General features: G+C 65.4%; 23 protein-coding genes. 12 read left to right on the top strand and 11 right to left on the bottom strand.

The features are described 5' to 3' along the window. Positions 1 to 3: 3 nt before the first annotated feature. Complete coding sequence (gene trmFO / locus ACQR2C_RS16010; RefSeq protein WP_434881589.1) at positions 4 to 1437, bottom strand: methylenetetrahydrofolate--tRNA-(uracil(54)-C(5))-methyltransferase (FADH(2)-oxidizing) TrmFO; 1434 nt, start codon at positions 1435 to 1437, stop codon at positions 4 to 6. Positions 1438 to 1594: 157 nt separating this feature from the next. Further along, positions 1595 to 1747 (bottom strand): DUF1127 domain-containing protein, encoded by a 153-nt coding sequence (locus tag ACQR2C_RS16005; RefSeq protein ID WP_006614327.1) that lies wholly within the window; start codon positions 1745 to 1747, stop codon positions 1595 to 1597. A gap of 477 nt (positions 1748 to 2224) precedes the next feature. Here ACQR2C_RS16005 and ACQR2C_RS16000 point away from each other — a divergent pair, with 477 nt between their 5' ends. Further along, positions 2225 to 2488 (top strand): hypothetical protein, encoded by a 264-nt coding sequence (locus ACQR2C_RS16000; protein ID WP_316178946.1) that lies wholly within the window; start codon positions 2225 to 2227, stop codon positions 2486 to 2488. A 67-nt stretch (positions 2489 to 2555) separates the two neighbouring features. Here the strand turns inward: ACQR2C_RS16000 and ACQR2C_RS15995 are convergent, their stop codons facing one another. Then, complete coding sequence (locus tag ACQR2C_RS15995; RefSeq protein ID WP_315799836.1) at positions 2556 to 3377, bottom strand: lytic murein transglycosylase; 822 nt, start codon at positions 3375 to 3377, stop codon at positions 2556 to 2558. A gap of 190 nt (positions 3378 to 3567) precedes the next feature. Beyond that, the gene (locus ACQR2C_RS15990) at positions 3568 to 4479 is read right to left on the bottom strand and encodes a DUF2189 domain-containing protein (RefSeq protein ID WP_316178578.1); all 912 of its coding nucleotides are present in this window, start codon (positions 4477 to 4479) and stop codon (positions 3568 to 3570) included. 402 nt (positions 4480 to 4881) lie between these two features. Here ACQR2C_RS15990 and ACQR2C_RS15985 point away from each other — a divergent pair, with 402 nt between their 5' ends. Next, positions 4882 to 5289 carry a DUF3597 domain-containing protein gene (locus ACQR2C_RS15985; RefSeq protein ID WP_316178580.1) on the top strand — a complete coding sequence of 136 codons (408 nt, stop codon included), beginning with the start codon at positions 4882 to 4884 and terminating at the stop codon, positions 5287 to 5289. Between the two features lie 100 nt (positions 5290 to 5389). On the opposite strand, the gene ACQR2C_RS15980 is transcribed toward ACQR2C_RS15985, so the two are convergent. The 3 genes from ACQR2C_RS15980 to ACQR2C_RS15970 form a co-directional block, all read right to left on the bottom strand. Then, positions 5390 to 5554, bottom strand: coding sequence for a DUF1127 domain-containing protein (locus tag ACQR2C_RS15980; protein ID WP_315799839.1), 165 nt, complete (start codon positions 5552 to 5554; stop codon positions 5390 to 5392). 115 nt (positions 5555 to 5669) lie between these two features. Then, positions 5670 to 5942 carry a GNAT family N-acetyltransferase gene (locus ACQR2C_RS15975; RefSeq protein WP_315799840.1) on the bottom strand — a complete coding sequence of 91 codons (273 nt, stop codon included), beginning with the start codon at positions 5940 to 5942 and terminating at the stop codon, positions 5670 to 5672. A 6-nt stretch (positions 5943 to 5948) separates the two neighbouring features. Further along, entirely contained in the window at positions 5949 to 6491 is a 543-nt protein-coding gene (locus ACQR2C_RS15970; RefSeq protein WP_316178583.1) for a DUF3828 domain-containing protein, read from the bottom strand. Positions 6492 to 6747: 256 nt separating this feature from the next. Here ACQR2C_RS15970 and ACQR2C_RS15965 point away from each other — a divergent pair, with 256 nt between their 5' ends. The 6 genes from ACQR2C_RS15965 to ACQR2C_RS15940 all read left to right on the top strand — a co-directional run bounded on the left by ACQR2C_RS15965 (position 6748) and on the right by ACQR2C_RS15940 (position 13343). After that, on the top strand, positions 6748 to 8349 hold the full coding sequence (locus ACQR2C_RS15965; protein WP_434881588.1) for an acyl-CoA synthetase: 1602 nt from the start codon (positions 6748 to 6750) through the stop codon (positions 8347 to 8349). Between the two features lie 6 nt (positions 8350 to 8355). Beyond that, positions 8356 to 9213: a PCC domain-containing protein gene (locus tag ACQR2C_RS15960; RefSeq protein ID WP_434881587.1), complete on the top strand. Its 858-nt coding sequence runs from the start codon at positions 8356 to 8358 to the stop codon at positions 9211 to 9213. A gap of 75 nt (positions 9214 to 9288) precedes the next feature. Next, positions 9289 to 10059: an AAA family ATPase gene (locus ACQR2C_RS15955; protein WP_434839848.1), complete on the top strand. Its 771-nt coding sequence runs from the start codon at positions 9289 to 9291 to the stop codon at positions 10057 to 10059. Positions 10060 to 10695: 636 nt separating this feature from the next. After that, on the top strand, positions 10696 to 11490 hold the full coding sequence (locus ACQR2C_RS15950; protein ID WP_434881586.1) for a UPF0149 family protein: 795 nt from the start codon (positions 10696 to 10698) through the stop codon (positions 11488 to 11490). Positions 11491 to 11595: 105 nt separating this feature from the next. Continuing rightward, complete coding sequence (locus ACQR2C_RS15945) at positions 11596 to 12165, top strand: SRPBCC family protein (RefSeq protein ID WP_434881585.1); 570 nt, start codon at positions 11596 to 11598, stop codon at positions 12163 to 12165. Between the two features lie 245 nt (positions 12166 to 12410). Continuing rightward, positions 12411 to 13343, top strand: a complete 933-nt coding sequence (locus ACQR2C_RS15940) for a cytochrome D1 domain-containing protein (protein ID WP_434881597.1) — start codon at positions 12411 to 12413, stop codon at positions 13341 to 13343. A 78-nt stretch (positions 13344 to 13421) separates the two neighbouring features. Here ACQR2C_RS15940 and ACQR2C_RS15935 read toward each other — a convergent pair whose 3' ends face one another. Continuing rightward, a complete protein-coding gene (locus ACQR2C_RS15935) occupies positions 13422 to 14066 on the bottom strand; it encodes an HAD hydrolase-like protein (RefSeq protein ID WP_434881584.1) in 645 nt (214 codons plus the stop codon). Positions 14067 to 14339: 273 nt separating this feature from the next. On the opposite strand from ACQR2C_RS15935, the gene ACQR2C_RS15930 reads away from it, so the two are divergent. From ACQR2C_RS15930 to ACQR2C_RS15915, 4 genes are all read left to right on the top strand, one after another. Continuing rightward, on the top strand, positions 14340 to 15332 hold the full coding sequence (locus ACQR2C_RS15930) for a lipase family protein (RefSeq protein ID WP_315799847.1): 993 nt from the start codon (positions 14340 to 14342) through the stop codon (positions 15330 to 15332). A gap of 160 nt (positions 15333 to 15492) precedes the next feature. Further along, the gene (locus tag ACQR2C_RS15925; RefSeq protein ID WP_316236423.1) at positions 15493 to 15807 is read left to right on the top strand and encodes a hypothetical protein; all 315 of its coding nucleotides are present in this window, start codon (positions 15493 to 15495) and stop codon (positions 15805 to 15807) included. 233 nt (positions 15808 to 16040) lie between these two features. Then, the gene (locus ACQR2C_RS15920; RefSeq protein ID WP_316236424.1) at positions 16041 to 16367 is read left to right on the top strand and encodes a hypothetical protein; all 327 of its coding nucleotides are present in this window, start codon (positions 16041 to 16043) and stop codon (positions 16365 to 16367) included. A gap of 127 nt (positions 16368 to 16494) precedes the next feature. Next, positions 16495 to 16791 (top strand): DUF1963 domain-containing protein, encoded by a 297-nt coding sequence (locus ACQR2C_RS15915; RefSeq protein WP_316236425.1) that lies wholly within the window; start codon positions 16495 to 16497, stop codon positions 16789 to 16791. A 157-nt stretch (positions 16792 to 16948) separates the two neighbouring features. Here the strand turns inward: ACQR2C_RS15915 and uvrA are convergent, their stop codons facing one another. From uvrA to ACQR2C_RS15900, 3 genes are all read right to left on the bottom strand, one after another. Further along, positions 16949 to 20011, bottom strand: a complete 3063-nt coding sequence (gene uvrA, locus ACQR2C_RS15910) for an excinuclease ABC subunit UvrA (protein WP_434881583.1) — start codon at positions 20009 to 20011, stop codon at positions 16949 to 16951. A gap of 277 nt (positions 20012 to 20288) precedes the next feature. Next, complete coding sequence (locus ACQR2C_RS15905) at positions 20289 to 20933, bottom strand: outer membrane protein (protein ID WP_315799851.1); 645 nt, start codon at positions 20931 to 20933, stop codon at positions 20289 to 20291. Positions 20934 to 21219: 286 nt separating this feature from the next. Then, complete coding sequence (locus ACQR2C_RS15900) at positions 21220 to 21960, bottom strand: outer membrane protein (RefSeq protein WP_315799852.1); 741 nt, start codon at positions 21958 to 21960, stop codon at positions 21220 to 21222. Between the last annotated feature and the right edge of the window lie 54 nt (positions 21961 to 22014).

The raw sequence follows: 22014 nt of genomic DNA, 5'->3' as shown, positions 1-22014 counted from the left end.
CTCTCACGCAGCGGCCGCGACGCGCAGGTGCTCGGCGATCCAGCGGTCGAGATCAGCCAGCGCGCGGGCGCTCATCGCCTGCTTCTTCGCCACCGTCTTCTCGTTGCCCTTCAGCCGCGTGCCGTCCGGCTTGCGGGTGGGGGCCGCCGCCAGCGGCGGGAACAGGCCGAAATTGATGTTCATGGGCTGGAACGAGCGCGTCGCGCTGTCGATCGTCTCGATGTGGCCGCCGGTGATATGGCCGAGCAGGGCGCCGAGCGCGGTGGTTGGCGGTGGCGGCAGCAGATCGGCGCCGCGCACCTCGGCGGCGGCGTAGAGGCCTGCGATCAGGCCGATGCTCGCCGACTCCACATAGCCCTCGCATCCCGTCATCTGGCCGGCAAAGCGAAGCCGAGGTTGCGCGCGCAGACGGAGCTGCGCATCGAGCAGCTTCGGCGAGTTGAGGAAGGTGTTGCGATGCAGCCCGCCGAGCCGCGCGAATTCGGCGTTCTCGAGACCGGGGATCGTGCGGAAGATCTGCTGCTGCGGGCCGTATTTCAGTTTCGTCTGGAACCCGACCATGTTGTAGAGCGTGCCGAGCTTGTTGTCCTGGCGCAGTTGCACGATCGCGTAGGGTTTGACGGTCGGATTGTGCGGATTGGTCAGGCCGACCGGCTTCATCGGACCATGGCGCAACGTCTCGTGACCGCGCTCGGCCATCACTTCGACCGGCAGGCAGCCGTCGAAATAGGGCGTGTTGGTCTCCCACTCCTTGAAGTCGGTCTTCTCGCCGGCGAGCAGCGCCGCGACGAAGGCGTCGTACTGCTCCTTCGTCATCGGACAGTTGATGTAGTCGGCGCCAGTGCCGCCCGGACCGACCTTGTCGTAGCGCGACTGGAACCAGGCCTTGGACATGTCGATCGTGTCCTTGTGCACGATCGGCGCGATGGCGTCGAAGAAGGCGAGCGCCGTCTCGTCGGTCAGGTCACGGACGGCCTCGGCCAGCGGCTGCGAGGTGAGCGGACCGGTGGCGATGATCACGTTCTCCCAGTCCGCCGGCGGCAGGCCGGTGATCTCGCCGCGGCGCAGCTCGATGCGCGGATGGCCTTCCAGCGCGCTTGCGACGGCGGCCGAGAAGCCGTCACGGTCGACGGCCAAGGCACCGCCGGCCGGGACCTGGTTGGCGTCGGCGGCCCGCATGATCAGCGAGCCGAGCCGACGCATCTCGGCATGCAGGAGGCCGACCGCGTTATTGGCCGCGTCGTCGGAGCGGAACGAGTTGGAGCACACGAGCTCGGCCGGCGTCGCGGTCCGGTGCGCCTCGGTCATGCGGTCCGGCCGCATCTCGTGCAGCACGACGTCGACTCCAGCCTCGGCGAGCTGCCAGGCGGCTTCCGAGCCGGCGAGGCCGGCACCGACAATGTGGACGGTCTTCGAAGGTGATTTGGAGCCTGTCATGCGCGGGACAGGTAGCGCTTTTCCCGAGCGCTGCAAATGCGCCAGTGAGGCTCGGCGCGAGAAAGCGGGCGCGTGTGTCGCCGTGTGCGAACCACCCGAAAACGGCAACGCCCGCAGCGAGGCGGGCGATGTCCGGTAGAGATCGGAAGAGGGCTGATCAGCCGTTGTAGTGACCGGCGGCAACGCGCGGGATGTCCGAGCGATCGAGACCGATGTCGGCAAGTTCGCGATCGCTGAGCTGCGACAGCTCGGCAACGTTGCGCTGATACTCACGGAACGCCTGAACCATGCGGATGAGCGAGAGCAACATGAGAAATCTCCTATAGTTCGCGATTCAGTTCTTCGTTGGAACTTCATCGTTGAAATGAACATAGAAGGGAATGTTGCGATGCGGAAGCGTGAATGTTGCGATGCAGCTAACCCCTCGGCGCATAGCTTGAGTAACGCTTGGGTAAGAATCGGGCAGGGCGCCCAGCCGCTAAGCGAATTGCAAAAAACCACGTATTCATGCGGTTTTTCAATCGCTCGTTCGGATTGCCAGATCGCGTAATGCCAACTCCGATGCTGGACAAGTTTTGGAGGTGCCCGCCCGGCCCGTACCTCGCGAAATGCATGGGTTGATAGAATGAATATAAATTCATTATTTCGGCTTTACCTCTCGAATTGAAGGCTCGCCATCACGGATCGCTCGCGGCGATTTCATTTCGTGCCATCTTGCGGAAGGTGCGACAAAGTGTCGCGGTATCCGGCAATGATGCCGATGCCGCCGCACCAGCGAGGAAGAACAATGAACAAACTGTTTGGGGCCGCGCTCATCACTGCGGCAATCGTGGCGTTCGGTCCGGCTCAGGCCGCGCGGATGCATGGCGCCGGCTGCAGCGGGGCCAACCTGGAAAAGACCGAGACGGCGATCGAGGCCATGGCCGACGGCGACGCCCGATACACGGCGCAAAAAGAGATCGCGGCTGCGCAGGACGCGCTTTTGAGCGGCAAGATGGGTGCCTGCAGCATGCACCTGACCAGGGCGATGCAGGCCGGGATGAGCAAGTAGCGGGCGTATCACAGCATCATCGAACGAACGGCCGGTCGCGATGCCGCGATCGGCCTCACTCTCCCTCCTACGGCGCCCGCGCCAGCTGGGTCGCGAACGTCGCGATCGTCCGCGCATAGACCTCGCTCTTGTTCCACTGCTGGATGACCGCAAAATTCGGGCCGCCGGGCTCCCAGTCCTTGCCCTTCTGCCAGCCATAGCCCTTCAGATAGTTCGCGGTGGAGGCGAGAACGTCGGGCGCGCTGCGGATCAGGTCGCGCCGGCCATTGCCGTCGAAATCCACGGCATATTTGATCCAGGACGACGGCATGAATTGGGTCTGCCCGATCTCGCCGGCCCAGGCGCCGTGCATCTCGGCCGGTTGAAGGTCGCCGCGGTCGACGATGCGCAGCGCATCCAGCAACTCGCCGCGAAACTGCTCGGCGCGGCGGCAGTCATGGGCCAAGGTCGCGAGCGCACGGATGGTCGGGAACTTGCCGACGTTGACGCCGAAATCGGTCTCGAGACCCCAGATCGCGACCAGCACCTCGCCGGGCACGCCGTAGCTTTGCTCGATCCGCGACAGCACCGAGCCGTATTGCTTCAGCATGTTGGAGCCGCGGGTCAGGCGCGGCGGCACCATGCGCCCGGAGAACTCCTCGAAGGTCTGGCTGAACACCTTCTGACCGCGGTCGCGGTTCAGCACGCTCTGGTCGGGCGTCACGCCCGTCAGCGCCGCATTGATCGTGTTCTGCGAGATGCCTTTGGCCGCCGCTTCGGTCTTGAACTCGGCGAGCCAGCCGTCGAAATTGCCGTTGCCGCAGGGTACCGCGGCATGCGCTGGCGCTGACAGGGGGGTGAGGGCAGCGAGACAGGCAAGAGCGGAAACGGCGAGAACGCGAGCAATCATCGAAACACCTGGACGGCAATGGATTCAAAAGGCGTTGCTGGGCGTGCTCCATGTCGGGCGTAACCGCGGCAGCAGCAAGGCCTTTCGATCACATTGGCGTCGGATTTCGTGAGCGCCGCCACACTCTGCGGCCACTCGACGCGACCGCCGGCCTGGAGGCCGGCGGCAGTGAAGATTCATCGCGGCGTCCTCACATCTGGTCACGCGAGCGCCATGGGAACAGGTTCGCCGGGAAATCCGCCGCGGGCTTGGAGCTGCGGGGGGCCGGCGGCACGATCCGGGCGGCGTCGGGATGGATCGCGATGGCCTCACGGTAGAGATGCCAGGTGGCGTGGCCGAGCACCGGGATCACGACGGCGAGGCCGAGGAAGAACGGGATCGTGCCGGCCACCAGGAGCACTGCGACGATGAGGCCCCAGGCCGCAACCGGAACTGGATTCTTGGCCGCCACGCGCAGCGAGGTGACCACCGCTTCGAGCGCGCCGGCGTGACGGTCGAGCATCAATGGGAAGGACACGATGCTGAGGCACAGCGCCAGCAGCGCGAACAGGAAGCCTGCGCCACAGCCGACCGCGATCAGCCACCAGCCTTGCGGTGTGGTGAAGACCCGCTGCAGGAAATCGCTCACACCGGTCGCGCCGCCATAGCCGAACACTGCGACGTAGATCGCCTGCGCCGTCGCGACCCAGGTGACGAACAGCGCGAGCAGCAGCGTGCCCAGTCCGAGCATCGAGCCGAACGACGGCGACCGCAGCACCTCCAGGGCGTCCCAGGCACTGGTGTCCTCGCCGCGGTCACGGCGGCTGCTGAGCTCATAGAGACCGAGCGCGGCGAACGGGCCGAGCAGGGCGAAGCCCGCCGCCAGCGGAAACAACAGCGGCACCACCGCATAGCCGAACACTGCGCGCGCCAGCACGAGGCCGAGAACGGGATAGATCGCACATAGCATCACGGCGTGACTCGGCACCGCCTTGAAGTCATCCCAGCCGAGCCGGAGCGCGCGCATCAGGCTCGACATGTCGATCGTGCGAATCGTCAGCTCAGCCGCGACCTCGTCTGCCGCCCGAACGTGGGAGGCAGCATTGCTGTGGTAGGTGGCCATCGTCGTGTGCTCCCTCAACTTGCGTAGGGCGCTTCCCAACCACGCAGGCGGGCTGCGCTTCTCGTTGGAACAAGTTCGCGGATGGCCAGACGCGACGAACCTCGGGACGGCCATTCGCGAACGGAAGTCATCAGGATAGTGCCAAAACAGGCTGCGCCTACTCACGCCTCGGTGAGGGCTGTGAATGTCGCAGTGCATTAGACTGGAACGCTCACGCAGAAGCTGGAGCATGGTCCAATAAAGTCGTTCCGCCGTCATTCCGCCTTGGGTAAGCTTCACATTGGTCGCCGTGTTCGCGTTTGGCAGGCCACGGCGGTGGCGAGGCGGCTCCGACGGGCGTCTCCGCAACGGAAGGCCGCCGGCCGAGTTCTTCTTACGATCACCATCCATTGGGAGCCATTGATGAGCGTTTTCGGAAAGATCATGGGCGCGATTTTCGGCCATCATGCCGAGGCGGCACCGGCCGGCGGCAGCACGCCCGCCGCTGGTGGTACCGCGCCGGCAGGCGGCGCGGCCGCGTCCCCGACGGCAGCCCCGGCTGCTGCGCCGCAAAATGTCGATGTGGCTGCGATCGTCGACAAGGCGGCGGCTGCCAAGCACGAGAAGCTGGAGTGGCGGACCTCGATCGTCGACCTGATGAAGGCGCTCGACATCGATTCCAGTCTCGCTGCGCGCAAGGAGCTCGCCAAGGAGCTCGGCTACAGCGGCGACACTAACGATTCCGCCAGCATGAACGTGTGGCTGCACAAGCAGGTGATGAGCAAGCTCGCCGCCAATGGCGGCAAGCTGCCGCCGGAGATCAAGCACTGAGCGTGCGCCGCTCACGGCAAGAACAAGAAAGCGAAAGGCCCGCCATCGTGCGGGCCTTTGTCGTCTCGGATCGCGTCGAGCGTGAGGCTGCGCCAGCGCCTCAGACGTGTACGAAGCCGGCGCGTTCCCAGGCCTCCGCGTGGAGCTGGTCGCGCTCGAAGCCGATGTCGCGCAGCGTGCGCTCGTCGAGCTGGTCGAGATAGGCGAGCTGGGTGCGGTAGTGAACGTAGCGCTTGAGAACGTCGAAAATGGCTGTGATGAACATGTGCCTCTCCCCATGGGTCTGGTTGCTTGTTCGGCGGGGGATTGCTGATCCATCCAGGTAGCCATTGCGTTAAAGCGCACCGTCCAATCGTCTCGTCCGGTAATTCCACGGCCCATCAGGCCATGAGATCCCGATTCTCCGGATGGTCACGGAGGTAGTCGGCGACGAAGCTGCAGCCCGCGATGACCTTGCGGCCGTCGGCGCGGATCAGCGCGAGGGCGCCTTTCACGAGCTGCGAACCGATGCCGCGGCCGCGCAGCGGTAGCGGGGTCTCGGTGTGGGTGATGATCACCCCCTGCGGCGTGGCCCGGTAATCGGCAAACGCGACGTGGCCATCGATATCGAGCTCGAAGCGGCTCCCGGCCTTGTTGTCACGGACATCAGTCATGCGTCCCTACTTTCGCTTGGGCTTCTCGGTGATCTTGAGGAACTCCGCCAGCAGTGTACGGATCGACCATGGCTTGCCATCGACCGCACCCCGGATGTCGTCGATCTTCCATTGGCCGGCCTCGCGCACGAGGTCGTAACGGATGATGTCGTCGGCCTGTTCCTTGCGCTCGGTGCGGTGGCCGCGAATGCTGACAGCAACGGTTGCCTTGTCGCCGTCCTGCATTTCCGGCGTTACCTTGAACGAGGCGACATCGGGATCCTGCGAATTCGTGACGGGATCGAAATCGATCGCCCCGACCTCGCCCTTGGGCGTGCGGGCGTCCATTTTCGCCCATTGGGCGGCCAGCGACTTCGACAGATATTTCGCGCGCGCCGCCTTGTCCTCGATGACGAAGGTGCCGCCATCCTCGCCCTTGCCCTTGGCGACGCGGGTGTAGATCGCGGTCATGATGCCGACGGGCTCGTTGGAAGAAGACGCCTGCGCGTGCAGCGGAGAAGCGGCGAGCACGCCAGCGAGGCCGAGAAGCAGGAAGCGACGATCGATCATGGTTGTCCTCAAATCAGATTCGGCGCGCGGTGATATGAAGAAATGCGCGGCCGGCCACGGTTTGTCGCGCGGCATCTGCATCCGTTCGAAACACGCCACCGCATGGGTGCGATGGGGAGGCCGGCCTTGCGAGGGCGAGCAGGACCGGGATAAACAGGCCCAAAGGGTATCGGGCGGCTGAGATCGCCTGAAGGATCGATCGAGGGGACGCTTCCATGGGTCTGTTCGTCAGCTGCAGCGGCGCGAGAGGTTGTCGATGACACCGGCACCCCTGCGCATGTCCCGCCGGGTGATGAACCTCGCGCATATCGTTACGCAAAATGGCCGCCGGCTTGGCGATCGCGTCGGCTTCGTCTGGGGCGAGAGGTCGTGGACCTGGCGCGAAATCGACGCGATGGTCTCGGCGCTCGCGGCGGCGCTGGCCGAGCGGGGGATCGCCAAGGGCGATCGCATTCTGGTGCACTCCAAGAACTGCGAGGAGATGTTCGTCTCGATGTTCGCCGCGTTCCGGCTCGGCGCGGTCTGGGTGCCCACCAATTTCCGACTGATGCCGGACGAGGTCGCCTATCTCGCGACCGCCTCGGGCGCCAAGGCATTTCTCTGCCATGGCGATTTTCCGGAGCATGCTGCGGCGGTGACGACCACGGAGTTCACGTGGCGCATCGGCGAGGGCGGCAGCTTCGGCGCGCGCTCCGTGGCCGACGCCATGCAGGCGCATGCGGGCGCAGAGGTCGCAAATGCGGCCGTCGAGCACGACGATCCCTGCTGGTTCTTCTTCACCTCGGGCACCACGGGCCGCTCCAAGGCGGCGGTGCTGACCCATGGCCAGATGGCGTTCGTCATCACCAATCATCTCGCGGATCTGACGCCGGGCACGACAGAACACGACGCGTCTCTCGTCGTGGCGCCGCTGTCGCACGGCGCCGGCGTGCACCAGCTGATGCAGAGCGCGCGCGGCGCCAGGACGGTGCTGCTGCCGAGCGAGAAGTTCGACATCACCGAAGCCTTCCGCCTGATCGAGAGGCATCGCGTCAGCAACCTGTTCACGGTCCCGACCATCCTCAAGATGATGGTCGAGCATCCCGCGGTCGACCGGTTCGATCATTCTTCGCTGCGGCATGTCATCTATGCCGGCGCGCCGATGTATCGCGAGGACCAGAAGCGCGCGCTCGCGCGGCTCGGCAAGGTGATCGTGCAGTATTTCGGCCTCGGCGAGGTCACCGGCAACATCACGGTGTTGCCGGCCGCGGCGCATGAGGAAGAGGATGGACCGGAGGCGCGGATCGGCACCTGCGGCTATGAGCGCACGGGCATGCAGGTCTCGATTCAGGACGATCAGGGGCGTGAGCTCAAGCCCGGCGAGACTGGCGAGATCTGCGTCATCGGACCGGCCGTGTTCGCGGGCTACTACGACAATCCGGAGGCCAACGCGAAGGCGTTTCGCGACGGCTGGTTCCGCACCGGCGATCTGGGCCACATGGACGAACACGGCTTCGTCTACATCACCGGCCGCGCGTCGGACATGTACATCTCCGGCGGCTCCAACATCTATCCGCGCGAGGTCGAGGAAAAGATCCTGACGCATCCGGATATCGGCGAGGTCGCCGTGCTTGGCGTGCCCGATCCGGTGTGGGGCGAGGTCGGCGTCGCCGTCTGCGTCGCGCGCGAGGGCGCGGCGGCGCCGAGCGAGAGCGCCATCGCCGGCTATCTCGCGACCAAGCTGCCGCGCTACAAGATGCCGAAGCGCTTCTTCTTCTGGGACGCGCTGCCCAAATCGGGCTATGGCAAGATTCCGAAGCGTCTGGTGCGTGACGAGCTCGAGGCGCGCGGCCTGCTCGATCTCAGCAAGCAGGGCTGACACGTGATGCGATCCATCATCCAGCCCGGCGCGCCCGTGGCCGACCGCATCCAGTGGGTCGCGGCGCGCGGCCGTGCTTTCACGTTCACGCTCGAAAAAGGCCTGCCGCTGCTGGAAGCCGCGCGCCGCGGCTTCGCGGCCAATGGCTTTGCCGGTGGCGTGCTCGACATCAAAGGCGGGGCGCTCGGACCGTTCGCCTATGTGATGCCGGCGCTGTCGAAGACGGCGGATCATGCCGCGTTCTACAGCGAGACCTATCGGCCCGCCGGTGTGACGCGCCTGTCGACCGCGACGATGACGCTGGGCGTGCGCGACGGCGCGCCATTCTTCCATTGCCACGCGCTGTGGACGGAACAGGGCGGCCGCGCCGGGGGAGGGCACATCCTGCCGGAGGAGACCATCGTCGCCGAGCCGTTCGAGGTCGAGGCTTTCGGGCTCGATGGCGCGATCTTCACGGCCGCGCCTGATCCCGAGACCGGCTTCAAGCTGTTCGGCCCGGTGGCGGCCGCACCAAGCGGCGCCACGACGGATCGCCGCGCCTTCGCGCTGCGGCTGCGGCCGAACCAGGATTTCGCCGGCTGCCTCGAGGCGTTCTGCCGGGCGCAGCGGATCAGCAAAGCGCGCATTCGCGGCGGCGTCGGCTCGACCATCGGGGCGCGCTTCGAGGACGGCGGCGTCGTCGAGCCGTTCGCGACGGAGCTGACGATCACCGCCGGCACGATCGCGCCCGGTGACGACAGCCTTGAAGCCACTGTTGACGTCGCGCTGGTCGACTACACCGGCGCACTCGCGCAAGGTCGCCTCGTCCGCGGCGACAATCCGGTGCTGATGACCATGGAGCTGGTGCTGGAGGTCGTGGCATAGCGTCGGTGCGGCGGTGGCCGATGCGGCCGCGATGTGCGAGATTGCCGGTGATGTCACCGAGGTTGTGAAGGCGTCATGGCGAGGAAGCAACGCGAGATCCGGCTGCCAGCCCCTTATCTGAAGCGGCTGTGGCTCGATCCGGCCAAGATCTCCGATCGCGCCGCCTATCCGTTCTGCCTGCCGTTCCTGCAGGATGAGTTCGAGCTCAGCTTCACGAGTGCGATTACGATCATCGTCGGCGAGAACGGCACCGGGAAGTCGACCCTGCTCGAAGGTATCGCAGCGCTCGCCGGCTATGACGAGGCCGGTGGCGGCAAGGGTTACATGCCGGTTGATCATGGCCGCGCGGTGGAGCGCATGGGCGGCGCACTCGCTGCCGCGCTGCGGGCGAGCTGGCTGCCGAAGATCACGCAGGGCTGGTTCTTCCGCGCCGAGAGCTTCTTTTCGGTGGCGCGCTATCTCGACCAGGCCGCACTGGACGATCCGCTCGGCGGGCCGCCGCCGGACTTCCTGTCCCACTCCCACGGCGAGGGCTTCCTGCGCTTCTTCGACGAGCGCTGCCAGCGCCAGGGCATCTACATCTTCGACGAGCCGGAATCGGCGCTGTCGCCGGCGCGGCAGATCGAGTTTTTGAAGCTGATGCGGCGGATGGATGACTCCAGTCATTGCCAGGTGCTGATGGCGACGCATTCGCCGGTGCTGATGGCCTATCCGGGCGCGACTCTGCTGCGGTTGACCAAATACGGGTTGGAGCCCGTCCGCGTGCAGGACACTGATCATTTCAAGGCCATGCGCGAGTTCTGCAATGATCCGGACGGGTTCGTACAGGGCGTGTTTGCGGAGTGAAGAGCTTCGCTCGCAATGACAACAACAGCTGTTATCGCCCGGTCGGGGCCGGGCGATGACAGCGGAGCAATACTGAGCGGCTGCGTTTCATAGGTACAGGCCATCGTCTTCGCGCACGTTGTCGTCGTCCCGCGGCGCATGTTGCGTCCGGGCTTTGCGTCATTCGTCGCCCTCCTCAGTGAGAGGGCGCAGGGAAGGCCGGGTGCAGGCCGCACCCATGGCCCGCCTGCGAAAAAAATGCAGGCGGCAGGAACCACAGGATTGGCCGAACAACCGGCCTTCCCTGCGCGACGGTTTACGACTTATACGCGCTCTCCTCGGTGCACCGGGCTTTCTGGCCACCGTCATCGGCGCGACGCCCTGAAGGCATCGACACCCATTTGACCTCAGCGTCGGGAGGTCAGGACCACACGATTTCGCCGTCCGTCCCGCGACCCGTCGTCTTGCGCATCAGCACCGGGCCCGTGACGTCCATCGCATCCCGCCCTCCACGCCCGTGACGACCGCGAAGCGCCCCTCTCGTGAGGACGGGACGCATGCAGGAAAACAGAAATTTCGTAAAAACGAAAGAAGAATGTTTTTCACGGCAGGACTGGACAAGGCTGATGCCGCTGATCCCCCGCGGAAATTTAGTTTTTGCGCGCATGGCTGTTTTGGTGTCAAAACGGCCACGTCGTGGCTCGGCCGTGTGCGCGGCGTGCCCGTCGGGCGACTCGGAACGTGACGGGAGCGAAGGAAGAGGGGGCTGCATTGCCGGAGCAGATCGGTCGCCACGACAAGCTCGAACGGGCGCTGCTGGCCCTGGATGATCGCGCCATGGTGCTGGAGGAGCTCGACGGCTTCATCGCCGGCCTGCTCGTGCTCCCTGAGCCGATTCCTCCCGGCGAATGGTTCGCGGCAGCCTTCGGGCTCGGCAAGGGGCATCGCTCCGTCTTCACCAGCATCGACCATGCCAATGAGGTGCTCGGGCTGGTCATGGACTATCACCGGGAGATGGCGCTGACGCTCGCGCGGCATCCGGAGCAGTACCAGCCGCGTTTTCCCATCGACGCCTTCAACGGCGACGTCGTCTGGGAGCTGTGGATCGACGGTTTTGCGGCGGCCGTGGACCTTCGCCATGAAAGGTTCAAGGCCTATCGGCAGGTCGACGGGGAGGTGGGCGAGGCGGCGCTGCGTCTGATGGCGGCGATCGAGCTGGCGCTCGACGACGATCGTGCCGAGAACGCCAAGTTCGACCGCGAGGCGCCGGCTGATATCCGCGAGGCGGTGCTGACCCTGCATCAATACCGGCAGAGCGGGGCTCCGCTGCCCAGGTCGACCAACTTCGCTGGGCAACCCAATCCCTTCGCGTCGTTCGGCAAGACCGGCCGCAACGACCCCTGTCCCTGCGGTTCCGGCAGGAAATTCAAGCGCTGCTGCGGCGCGAATTGAGGCGGCCACGACCAGGTCTTTTTTGTTGCAACAATCCGGTGCGGTGCAAAGATAGGCTTGTCCGCGCCGGATGCGCGGACCAATGAAAGTGACCGAGGAAACGAGATGAGGATGGTGTTCGGCAAGGCGCTGACGGCAAGGACGGCGCTCGCGATCGCAACGACGGCCCTGACAATCACGACCCTGACGATGGCGGAAGCGCATGGGCCCACCCGGCGCAAGGTGCAGGAGCACGTCGAGATCAACGCCGCGCCCGCCAAGGTGTGGGCCGTGATCGGCAACTTCCAGGACATGAGCTGGCTCGGCGTCGTCGACAAGACCGCGGGCGACAAGGGCAACGAGATCGGCGCCACGCGCAAGCTGACCCTGAAGGGCGGCGCCACCGTCGACGAGGAGCTCTACAAATACGACGCCGAGAAGATGAGCTATTCGTACCGCATCACCGCCGTCGACGTGAAGGTGCTGCCGGTGACGAACTACTCGTCGACCATCGCGGTGACGCCGAGTGCCGACGGCAAGGGCAGCGTCGTCGAATGGACCGGCGCGTTCTACCGTGGCTTCCCCAACAACGACCCGCCGCCAGAGCTGAACGACGAGGCCGCGGTCAACGCGGTGAGCGGGCTCTACAAGGGCGGGCTCGAGGGCCTGAAGAAGAAGGTGGAGAGCGGCAGCTGAGCGCAAGGCGGAAGATGTCGCCCGGTCAGCGGTGCGCTCCCTCTCCCCGTCCTTCACGGGGAGAGGGCTGGGGTGAGGGGCAGCCGCACGGGTGGTGTGAACAGAGGGACCTGTACCCCCTCACCCGGATTGCATCTCCGATGCAATTCGACCTCTCAGTGCGAGCGAAGCTCGTCGCGTCCCCGCAAGCGGGGCGAGGTAAAGACGGAGACCGCGGCCGCAGCGTTTGTCGTCTCTCTAATCATATTCGAGCCCTTCTGCTTGGTGCTTTGCTCGCCCTTGGCACCGCAGCTCACGCCGAGGAAGCCTTCGTCACCAATCAGCTCAGCGACGATCTGACGATCGTCGACCTCGCGACCTCGAAGCCGGTGGCGACGATTCCGATCGGCGGCAAGCCGGCCGGCGTTGCCGTCGCCGCAGACGGCCGCTTCGCCTATATCGCGAGTCCGGACGACAAGACCGTCAGCGTCGTCGATGCTGCCGAGCGAAAAGTCGTCGGCCGCATCGAGGTCGGTGGCGGGCCGCTCGGCATAGCGGTGACGCCGGACGGTTCGACGGTGTACGTCGCAGACTGGTACAACGCCGCGATCCGCGTGATCGATGCGAAGACCCGGACGGTGATCGGCAGCATCACGGTCGGCGCCTCGCCGTCGGGGCTTGCAGTGACCCCCGACGGCAAGCTGCTGCTGTCCGCCGACCGCGACGACGACATGGTCTCGGTGATCGACACGGCGACGCGCCAGCGCCTTGCGACCATCAAGGTCGGGACGCGGCCGTTCGGTGTCACCATCGACGTCGAGGGCAAGCGCGCCTACACGGCAAATGTCGCCTCCAACGACGTCTCGGTGATCGACCTCGCCGGGCGCCGCGAGATCGGCCGGGTCAAGACCGGCTTGCGGCCCTATGCGGTGGCGCTGGCGCAGGGCAGGGGCTTCGCCACCGACCAGTATGACGGCACGGTCAGCGTGTTCGACCTGGCGAGCCTGCAGCCGCTCAAGCGCATCAGTGTCGGCGACTATCCGGAGGGCATCGAGGCGACCGCCGACGGCCAGCGCGTCATCGTCGCCAATTGGGAGAGCAACATCCTGAGCGTCATCGACGTGGCCGCGCTGAAGGTCACGGGAGAGATCAAGGTCGGCGACGGTCCGCGCGCCTTTGGCGCGTTCCTGCGGCGGTGAGGCGTTGGGCTACGACCAGGCGCTCGCAAAGACGCGGGCAGGTATTGAGATTTGTCGCTGTCCCGGCGCCGATGCAGGTTACGGATCTCGTTCGGCAGGAACGACCAGCCGCCCCACGATCTCCTCCACCCGCGTGAACAGCATCTCCGGCTGGTGGTCGCGCAGCGCCTGCTCCGCGGCATAGCCCCATGTCACCGCGCCGAAGGCGATGCCGGCGGCGCGCGCCGCCTCGATGTCGCGGGTCTCGTCGCCGATCGCGATGGCCCGGGCCGGGTCGACGCGCAGCCGCTTCAGCACCCGGCGGAACTTCCGTGCCTTGCCGAACACCGAGGCCGAGCAGTCGAAATCGGCGAACAGCCCGGCGCGCGAACCGAGCTTCTGCCGCGCGTTGGCCTCGCTGTCCGACGAGACCAATGCGAGCATGGTGCCGTGCGCGGCAAGCGTGTCGAGCATGATGTCGACGCCTGCAAACAGCGGAATGCTTGCGGCATGCGCCGTCTTCAGGCGGCGCACGTGGCGCGCGATGAAGGGCAGCTTCCAGCGCGGCACCTGGAGGAAATCGAGGATCTCGCGGGTCGAGGCATGGCGCAGCCCGTCGATGTCCTCGTCCTTCACCTGGCGAAAGCCGAAGCGCGCGGCGACCGCATTCACGTGGACCCGAAACCACGGGAAGCTGTCGGCGAGGGTGCCGTCGAGATCGAAGATGACGAGAGAATATGGCATCGCGCGGGGTGAGCGTGGCGAGGGGCTGATGATCGTCGAGGCGTGTCGTGCTGCGACAGCCCTGCGCCATAGCAATGGGAGGGGCGGGGCGCAATGAGACGCGACCGTTGCGTCTCGCAGCGCCATGGCGACGTTAGATGATCAGGGGTTGAACATGTTGTGATGTGCACCTGGAGATGACGCGGTCTATGATCCCGGTGCGCCGGCGGATCAGGGTCTGCCTGCCCGATTTGATCGAAATTGTTTTCATCATTCAAGCCAGAGAGATTTCACATGGCCCTCAACAAGGTTGCTGCAGCCTATCTGTCCTACTTCGCCTATATCGACGACGCGCTCGATGCGGTTCAGCCGAGCGATTTCGTGACGATGCTGAAGTCCGTCCCGTCGGGCGCGGCGAACGGCCCGTGGTCGCTCGTCTGGGGCCCGGCGGTCAACAACGGCGTGCTCGCCTATGTCGCGCAAGGCAGCGACGGCAGCTATGCGCTGGCGTTCCGCGGCACCGATGTCGACGGCTCGGTCGCCGGCGCCTTCGAGAACGTGCTCGCCGATGCCGACGCGGTTTTCCAGGTGCCGTGGCTGTATCCGCAGCAGGCCGGCGCGCCGCTGCAGATCAGCGCCGGAATCAACGACGCGCTGGCGCTGGTCATCGCGCTCACCGATCCCACGACGGACCTGTCGCTGCTAGACTATCTGCGCGGCCTCGCGGCCAAGCAGAACCTGCAACTGATGGTGACCGGGCACAGCCTCGGCGGCGCGCTCGCCGTGGCGGCGACGGCATGGCTGCAGGATCAGCTGCCGAAGCTGAACTCGTCGCTGAAGTTCACGCTGTGGCCGCACACCTTCGCTGCTCCGACGATGTGGAACGCGGGATTCGCGGCGACCTTCGCAAAGAGCTACACCTATTACGCGGCGGTCAACAGCAACGACATCGTGCCGATGGGGTGGGCCAACCTGAACGGGATTCTCGGCACCTATCCGCCGCCGGCGCCTGTCCTGAAGGACACCAACTACTACTCGATCTACAAACCGCTCGAGTGGCTCAGCGCATCGATCCCGACCTATACGGCGATTGCGCCGAGCAATCCGGACCTGTTCACGATCACGCCGATCGTCGAGGCGAACGACTCCTGGACCGCGGAAGCCGGCTACATGCATTCCATGCAGCTGCAGTATTTCCCGCATGCGACCGGCACGAAGGCGCCGCCGCTGCCGGGAGTCACCAAGACCGGCGTGGCGCGGCCGCGGGCGGTCGCGGTCGCGGCCTGAGCGTCGCAGGGGAGCTTTTGCGGGGCTGGGTTCGCTCAGTCCTGCAAGGGGCTCGGTGCGGCGGCCAATCAACCTTTGATCACGATTTTTGTGAGTGTGCGCTGCAGGAACGCCTTGCGCGGTGCGGTGGTTGACCCCGCACAGAAGCAAGGAGAGAGACATGCAACGCACGATCAAGATGGCCGCGCTGGCCGGAGCCACGCTGGTGATCGGCACCGCCGCTGCGTCCGCGCAGGGCTATGCCCGTTTCGGTGACTCCATGGCCTGGGTGCCGCCGGCGCAGACCACGGATTCCGAGCCGGTGTATGGCGCAGCGCCGGGGGCGGCCTACGCGCCGGGTCCGGTGGCTGGCCCAGTGGCCTGGGGCGGCGGCTACAACGGCACCAACCATCCGACACCGGGCTCGACCCAGGGCGATGTCGGTCCGTCCGGCAACAACAACGGCACGCTGACCGGCGTCTATCGTCAGTGGTAGTCGCTTTCAGAGCTTTCAGATAAGTCAGCGTCAAGTTGACGAGCCCGCCGCCCGGACACGAGTGGCGGGCTCGTTTTTCGCAGGGAGCCGCCAAGATGCAGCCGCGTTGGAATCATTCAATCGCGGCAATGTGAGCGAAGCGTTGTGTCGCAGCATTGTCGTGACCTGCCGCGGAACCGGCAGGGTCCTTACGTTGTTTGCTCCGCGATAATTAGGAACGAAGGAGCAAGTTCATGACGCGCATGTTTGGTTTGGCGGCCTTGACCGCGGTCACGCTGGTCGCCGGCACCGCCGCCGCATCAGCCGGCGAGTACGGCCCCGGCGGCTACGGCTATGGCGGCCAGGTCACCAGCACCTATGCCTACCGCGATTCCTACGCCTGGGCGCCCGGACCGGTCTATGAGGAAGGCTACGTCGCGGTTGCACCGGGCGAGTATGACGGCCCGGGCTGGGGTGCCGGCTACAACGGCACCAACCACCCGACCCCGAGCTCGACCCAGGGCGACGTCGGCCCAAGCGGCAACAACAACGGCACGCGCAGCGGGTATTATCGCTGGTGAGTTGAGTTGGTAGAGCAACGATGAAGCCCGTCGCGCTTGGCTGAGCGGCGGGCTTTGTCGTTGCGTTACAGGGGGGAGACGATAGGCTGGGAAAGCCTTGTAACCTCGAAGTCCAGCGGACCCGCGCATGAAAGTCATTCCGCCGTTTCAGCTCGTCCCTGAACCGTTGGATGACGTCGCGCGCGAAATGCCACCTTTCAAATGGGCGCCAAAGCCGATCGGACGCAGGCACCGGCTCGGTGGAAGCCCCGATTTCATCCAGGGTGATGAATGGCCGACCTGCAAGACCTGCCGGGTCAAGATGACGTTCTACGGTCAACTCGATTCGATCAATGACGAGATATGTATCGCGGATTGCGGGATGATCTACGTCTTCCTGTGCTTCGATTGCTACGCGTCGGAGTCGTTCGTTCAATCGAACTGATGTACGATCTAGGGTCCGTGCAAGCAGCGACCTCTCGCATGGCGCAGGAGCCCGTCGTCCCGACCGTCATCGCGAGGAGCGGAGCGACGAAGCGATCCAGAGTCTCGCGCCCGGCTCTGGATTGCTTCGCTTCGCTCGCAATGACGGCGCGACGGAACTACTCCGCCGCCTCGCTCGCGGCGCCGCGGCTGCGCTTCTTCGGCTTGGCCGACTTCTCCAGCACCGGCTTCAGGAACTGCCCGGTGTAGCTGCGCGGGGCCTTGACGATGTCCTCGGGCGGGCCCCAGGCGACGATCTCGCCGCCGCCGTCGCCGCCTTCGGGGCCGAGGTCGATGACCCAGTCGGCGGTCTTGATGACCTCGAGATTGTGCTCGATGACGACGACCGTGTTGCCCTGCGCGACCAGCTCGTGCAGCACCTCCAAAAGCTTCTTGACGTCGTGGAAGTGCAGGCCGGTGGTCGGCTCGTCCAGGATGTAGAGCGTGCGGCCGGTGGCGCGCTTTGACAATTCCTTGGCGAGCTTCACGCGCTGCGCCTCGCCGCCGGACAGCGTGGTGGCCTGCTGGCCGACATGGATGTAGTCGAGGCCGACGCGGCGCAGGGTCTCGAAGGTGTCGCGCACGCGCGGCACCGCCTTGAAGAATTCGGCGGCCTCCTCGACGGTCATGTCGAGCACGTCGGCGATCGACTTGCCCTTGAACAGCACGTCGAGCGTCTCGCGGTTGTAGCGCTTGCCCTTGCAGACGTCGCAGGTGACGTAGACGTCGGGCAGGAAGTGCATCTCGATCTTGATGACGCCGTCGCCCTGGCAGGCTTCGCAGCGGCCGCCCTTGACGTTGAACGAGAACCGGCCGGGCTCGTAGCCGCGCGCCTTGGATTCGGGCAGGCCGGCGAACCATTCGCGGATCGGCGTGAACGCGCCGGTATAGGTCGCGGGATTCGAGCGCGGCGTGCGGCCGATCGGCGACTGGTCGATGTCGATGATCTTGTCGATGTGCTCCAGGCCCTCGATGCGGTCGTGCGGCGCCGCCGCCTCGTTGGCGCCGTTGAGCTTGCGCGCGATCGCCTTGTACAGCGTGTCGATCAGCAGCGTCGACTTGCCGCCGCCGGACACGCCGGTGATCGCCGTGAACAGGCCGAGCGGAATCTCGGCGGAGACGTTCTTCAGATTGTTGCCGCGGGCGTTGACGACCTTGATGGTGCGGCGATGGTTCGGTGGCCGCCGCTCGGGTACCTCGACCTCGAGCTCGCCGGTGAGATATTTGCCGGTCAGCGACGCCGGATTGCGCATGATCTCGGCCGGCGTGCCCTCGGCGACGATGTTGCCGCCATGGGTGCCGGCGCCGGGGCCGATGTCGAGCACGTAGTCGGCGAGGCGAATGGCATCCTCGTCATGCTCGACCACGATCACGGTGTTGCCGAGGTCGCGCAGCCGCTTCAGCGTGTCGAGCAGGCGGGCATTGTCGCGCTGGTGCAGGCCGATCGACGGCTCGTCCAGCACGTAGAGCACACCCGTCAGCCCCGAGCCGATCTGCGAGGCCAGGCGGATGCGCTGGCTCTCGCCGCCGGACAAGGTGCCGGAGGAGCGCGCCAGGGTCAGGTAGTTCAAGCCGACATCGAGCAGGAAGGTCAGGCGGTCGCGGATCTCCTTGAGAATGCGGGTGGCGATCTCGGTCTGCTGCGCGTTCAGGGCCTTCGGCACCTCGGCAAACCATTCGCCGGCACCCTTGACGGAGAGATCGCTGATTTCGCCGATGTGCTTGCCGCCGACCTTGACGCACAGCGCCTCGGGCTTGAGCCGGAAGCCTTTGCAGCCGGCGCAGGGCACGTCGTTGAAGTACTTGCCGAGCTCCTCGCGCGCCCATTCGCTCTCGGTCTCGCGGAAGCGGCGCTCGATGTTGGTGATCACGCCCTCGAACGGCTTCTTGGTGTCGTAGGCGCGAACGCCGTCCTCATAGGTGAACTTGATCTCGTCGTCGCCGGAGCCGTGCAGCAGCGCGTTCTGCGTCTTCTTCGGCAGATCCTTCCACTTGGTGTCGAGCGTGAACTTGTAGAACTTCCCCAGCGCGGTCAGCGTCTGCAGGTAGTAGGGCGATGACGACTTGGCCCACGGCGCGATCGCGCCCTTGCGCAGCGTGACGTCCTTGTCGGGGATCACGAGGTCGGCATCGACGTGCTGCTCGACGCCGAGGCCGCCGCATTCGGGGCACGCGCCATAGGGGTTGTTGAACGAGAACAGCCGCGGCTCGATCTCGGGGATGGTGAAGCCGGACACCGGGCAGGCGAACTTCTCGGAGAACAGGATGCGCTCGGGCCCGCTCTTGTCGTGGATCTTGGCCACCTTCTTCTTCTCGTCATGGCCGGGCTTGACCCGGCCATCCATCTCCTTCGAAGAGGATGGATCACCGGGTCTCGCGCCTTCGGCGCGGCCCGGTGATGACGAGGAAGGGGCTGCATCCGCGAACTCGATCACGGCCAAGCCCTCGGCGAGCTTCAGCGCGGTCTCGAAGCTCTCCGCCAGGCGCTGGCCGATATCGGGGCGCACGACGATACGGTCGACGACGACATCGATGTCGTGCGGGAACTTCTTGTCGAGCGTGGGCGCCTCGGCCAGCTCATGGAAGGTGCCGTCGATCTTGACGCGCTGAAAGCCCTTCTTGAGATATTCCGCGAGCTCCTTCTTGTACTCGCCCTTGCGGCCGCGCACGACCGGCGCCAGCAGATAGAGGCGGGTGCCTTCGGGCAGCGCCAGCACGCGGTCGACCATCTGCGACACGGTCTGGCTTTCGATCGGCAGGCCGGTCGCCGGCGAGTAGGGCACGCCGACGCGCGCCCACAGCAGGCGCATGTAGTCGTAGATCTCGGTGACGGTGCCCACCGTCGAGCGCGGATTCTTCGAGGTCGTCTTCTGCTCGATCGAGATCGCCGGCGACAGGCCGTCGATCTGGTCGACATCCGGCTTCTGCATCATCTCCAGGAACTGGCGTGCATAGGCCGACAGCGATTCGACGTAGCGGCGCTGGCCCTCGGCATAGATGGTGTCGAAGGCGAGCGAGGATTTGCCGGAGCCGGACAGCCCGGTGAACACCACCAGCCTGTCGCGCGGGATCTCGACGTCGATGTTTTTCAGATTGTGCTCGCGGGCGCCGCGGATGGTGATGGCCCGCAGGCTCGACTGGTTGGCTTGCGCGCGCTGCTTGGCCTTGAGCACTTCATCCATGACGATCGTCCCACGGCGCGAGACCGCGCCATTGTTGCAGGCGCGTTCTGCCGGGAGCCGGCCATCGGACGCCAGAGGGAAAAGGTATCGTCGGAACGTAGGAAGAACGTGGCCGGATTTCCAGTACCGTCAGCGAATCATCAACAATGCGCTCAGGGAATGGCAGCGAATGGCAGGAGGCTGCCGGTTCCGTCCGGCCCTGTGCGCGATCCCGCAAAGAAAAAGCCTCCGCTCTGGCAGAGCGGAGGCTGTGTGCGTTGGCCCGGAGGCGACGTTCTTAGAAGTGGTAGTTGATGCCGACCTGACCGGAATGCACGTTGAGCGTGCCGGTCGCGAGCGTGCCGAGGCCGGTGAAGGTGTAGCTCTCGCCACCGAAGCTCTTGTAGAGGTACTCGCCCTTCAGCGACCAGTTCGGGGCGAACATGTACTCGACGCCTGCGCCGACGGTCCAGCCCGAGTGGATCTTGCTGTCCGAAACGGCGACGCCCGGAGCCGTCAGCGAGATGCGGTTGTCCGCCCAGGCGTAACCGCCGGTGGCGTACAGCAGGGTCGGGCCGAAGGCGTAACCGATGCGGCCACGGACGGTGCCCCAGTCACGGATCTTCGATTCGGCGGTCACGCCAAGCGCGCCGACGGAGGCATTGATGTCAGCCCAGGCAGCATCGGCCTCGAGGCCGAACACGACAGCACCCTGCTGCCAGTTGTAGCCGACGGTGCCACCGGCGAAGCCGCCCTTCATGGCCGCAAAGTCAGCATCCTCATTGGCGTAGCCACCCATCGCACCGATGTAGAAACCGGTCCAGGTCTGCACCGGCGCGAGAACCGGGGCCTTGGTGTAGGTCGGGCGTGCGGCGAGATCAGCGGCGGCAGCGGGAGCGGCCAGGGCGGCCAGGGCCACGGTCGCGAGCAAGATCTTCTTCATTCCAGTCTCCAGTTTATTCCTCGAAGTCCGCATCGCACCGATAAGCTTACGCACGAAACAGACTCACCCGTTCAAGTTGACGAGGTTCCTATAGCCCGGTTCCGTACGGATTACCGTCACCCTGAAGACACACTCGCGGCCAAACCGCGTTTTTACGGCCCAGTTCCAGAAAGCCTATGTTACTCAATTGCTTGGTTCCGTGTGTGGCGAGCCGGCACGGTGGTATCGGGGCAACAAAAAAGGCCGGCTTTCGCCGGCCTTTCTCGGAACCTGTCGGTTGCAGGTATCAGTATTTGGCAATGACCGGGCCGCCGAAATGGTAGCTGAGGCCGACCTTGACGGTGTGGACGGTGTCCTTCCACTCGGAGCGGTTGGTCGCGAAAGCGCTGTACTGGATCGCGCTCTTGCCGAAGTCGAGATAGTTGTACTCGAGCTTGGCCGACCAGTTCGGGGCGAACATGTATTCCGCGCCGGCCCCGACCGTGTAGCCCCAGCGGGTGGTGGTCTGGCTGAAGACGTTGCCCGGCACGCCGTCGTAGCGGTGCTGCAGTTGGCCCACGGCGGCACCGCCGCTCACGAAGAACAGAGCGGGACCTGCGGCGTAGCCGAGGCGGCCCTTGATGTCGCCGAAGCTGGTCAGCTTGGTGAAGAAGGTGTCGCCCACGCCGGCATTGACCACTGCGGAGCGGCCGTTGATGTCGGCCCAGTGATAGTCGCCTTCGAGGCCGAACACGACGTTGTCGACCTGCCAATTGTAGCCGAGCACGCCGCCGACGAAGCCGCCATTGGTGTTGTAGTTCTGGGTGCCCAGGAAGCCCGGCGCATTGAAGCGGCCAAGGAAGGTTTCCTTGCTGGTGCCCCAGCCGCCGCCGCCCTGGATGCCGGCGTAGAGGCCCGACCAGCTCAGGATCTGCGCGACCATGGGCGGCGCCTTAGTGTAGGGCCGTGCCGCCATGTCGGCCGCCGACGCGGACGTGGCGGCCGCGACGCCGGCGAGGGCCGTCGTGATCACAAGCAACTTCTTCATCAAATTCTCCCCCGGGAGGTTGGAATGACAAGCGATGGGCAAGTCATACACAGG

Source organism: Bradyrhizobium sp. HKCCYLRH3061 (genome assembly GCF_051168015.1).
GTDB lineage: Bacteria > Pseudomonadota > Alphaproteobacteria > Rhizobiales > Xanthobacteraceae > Bradyrhizobium.
The sequence above is the reverse complement of the archived record's forward strand: the minus strand, read 5'-3'. Positions and strand labels throughout refer to the sequence as shown.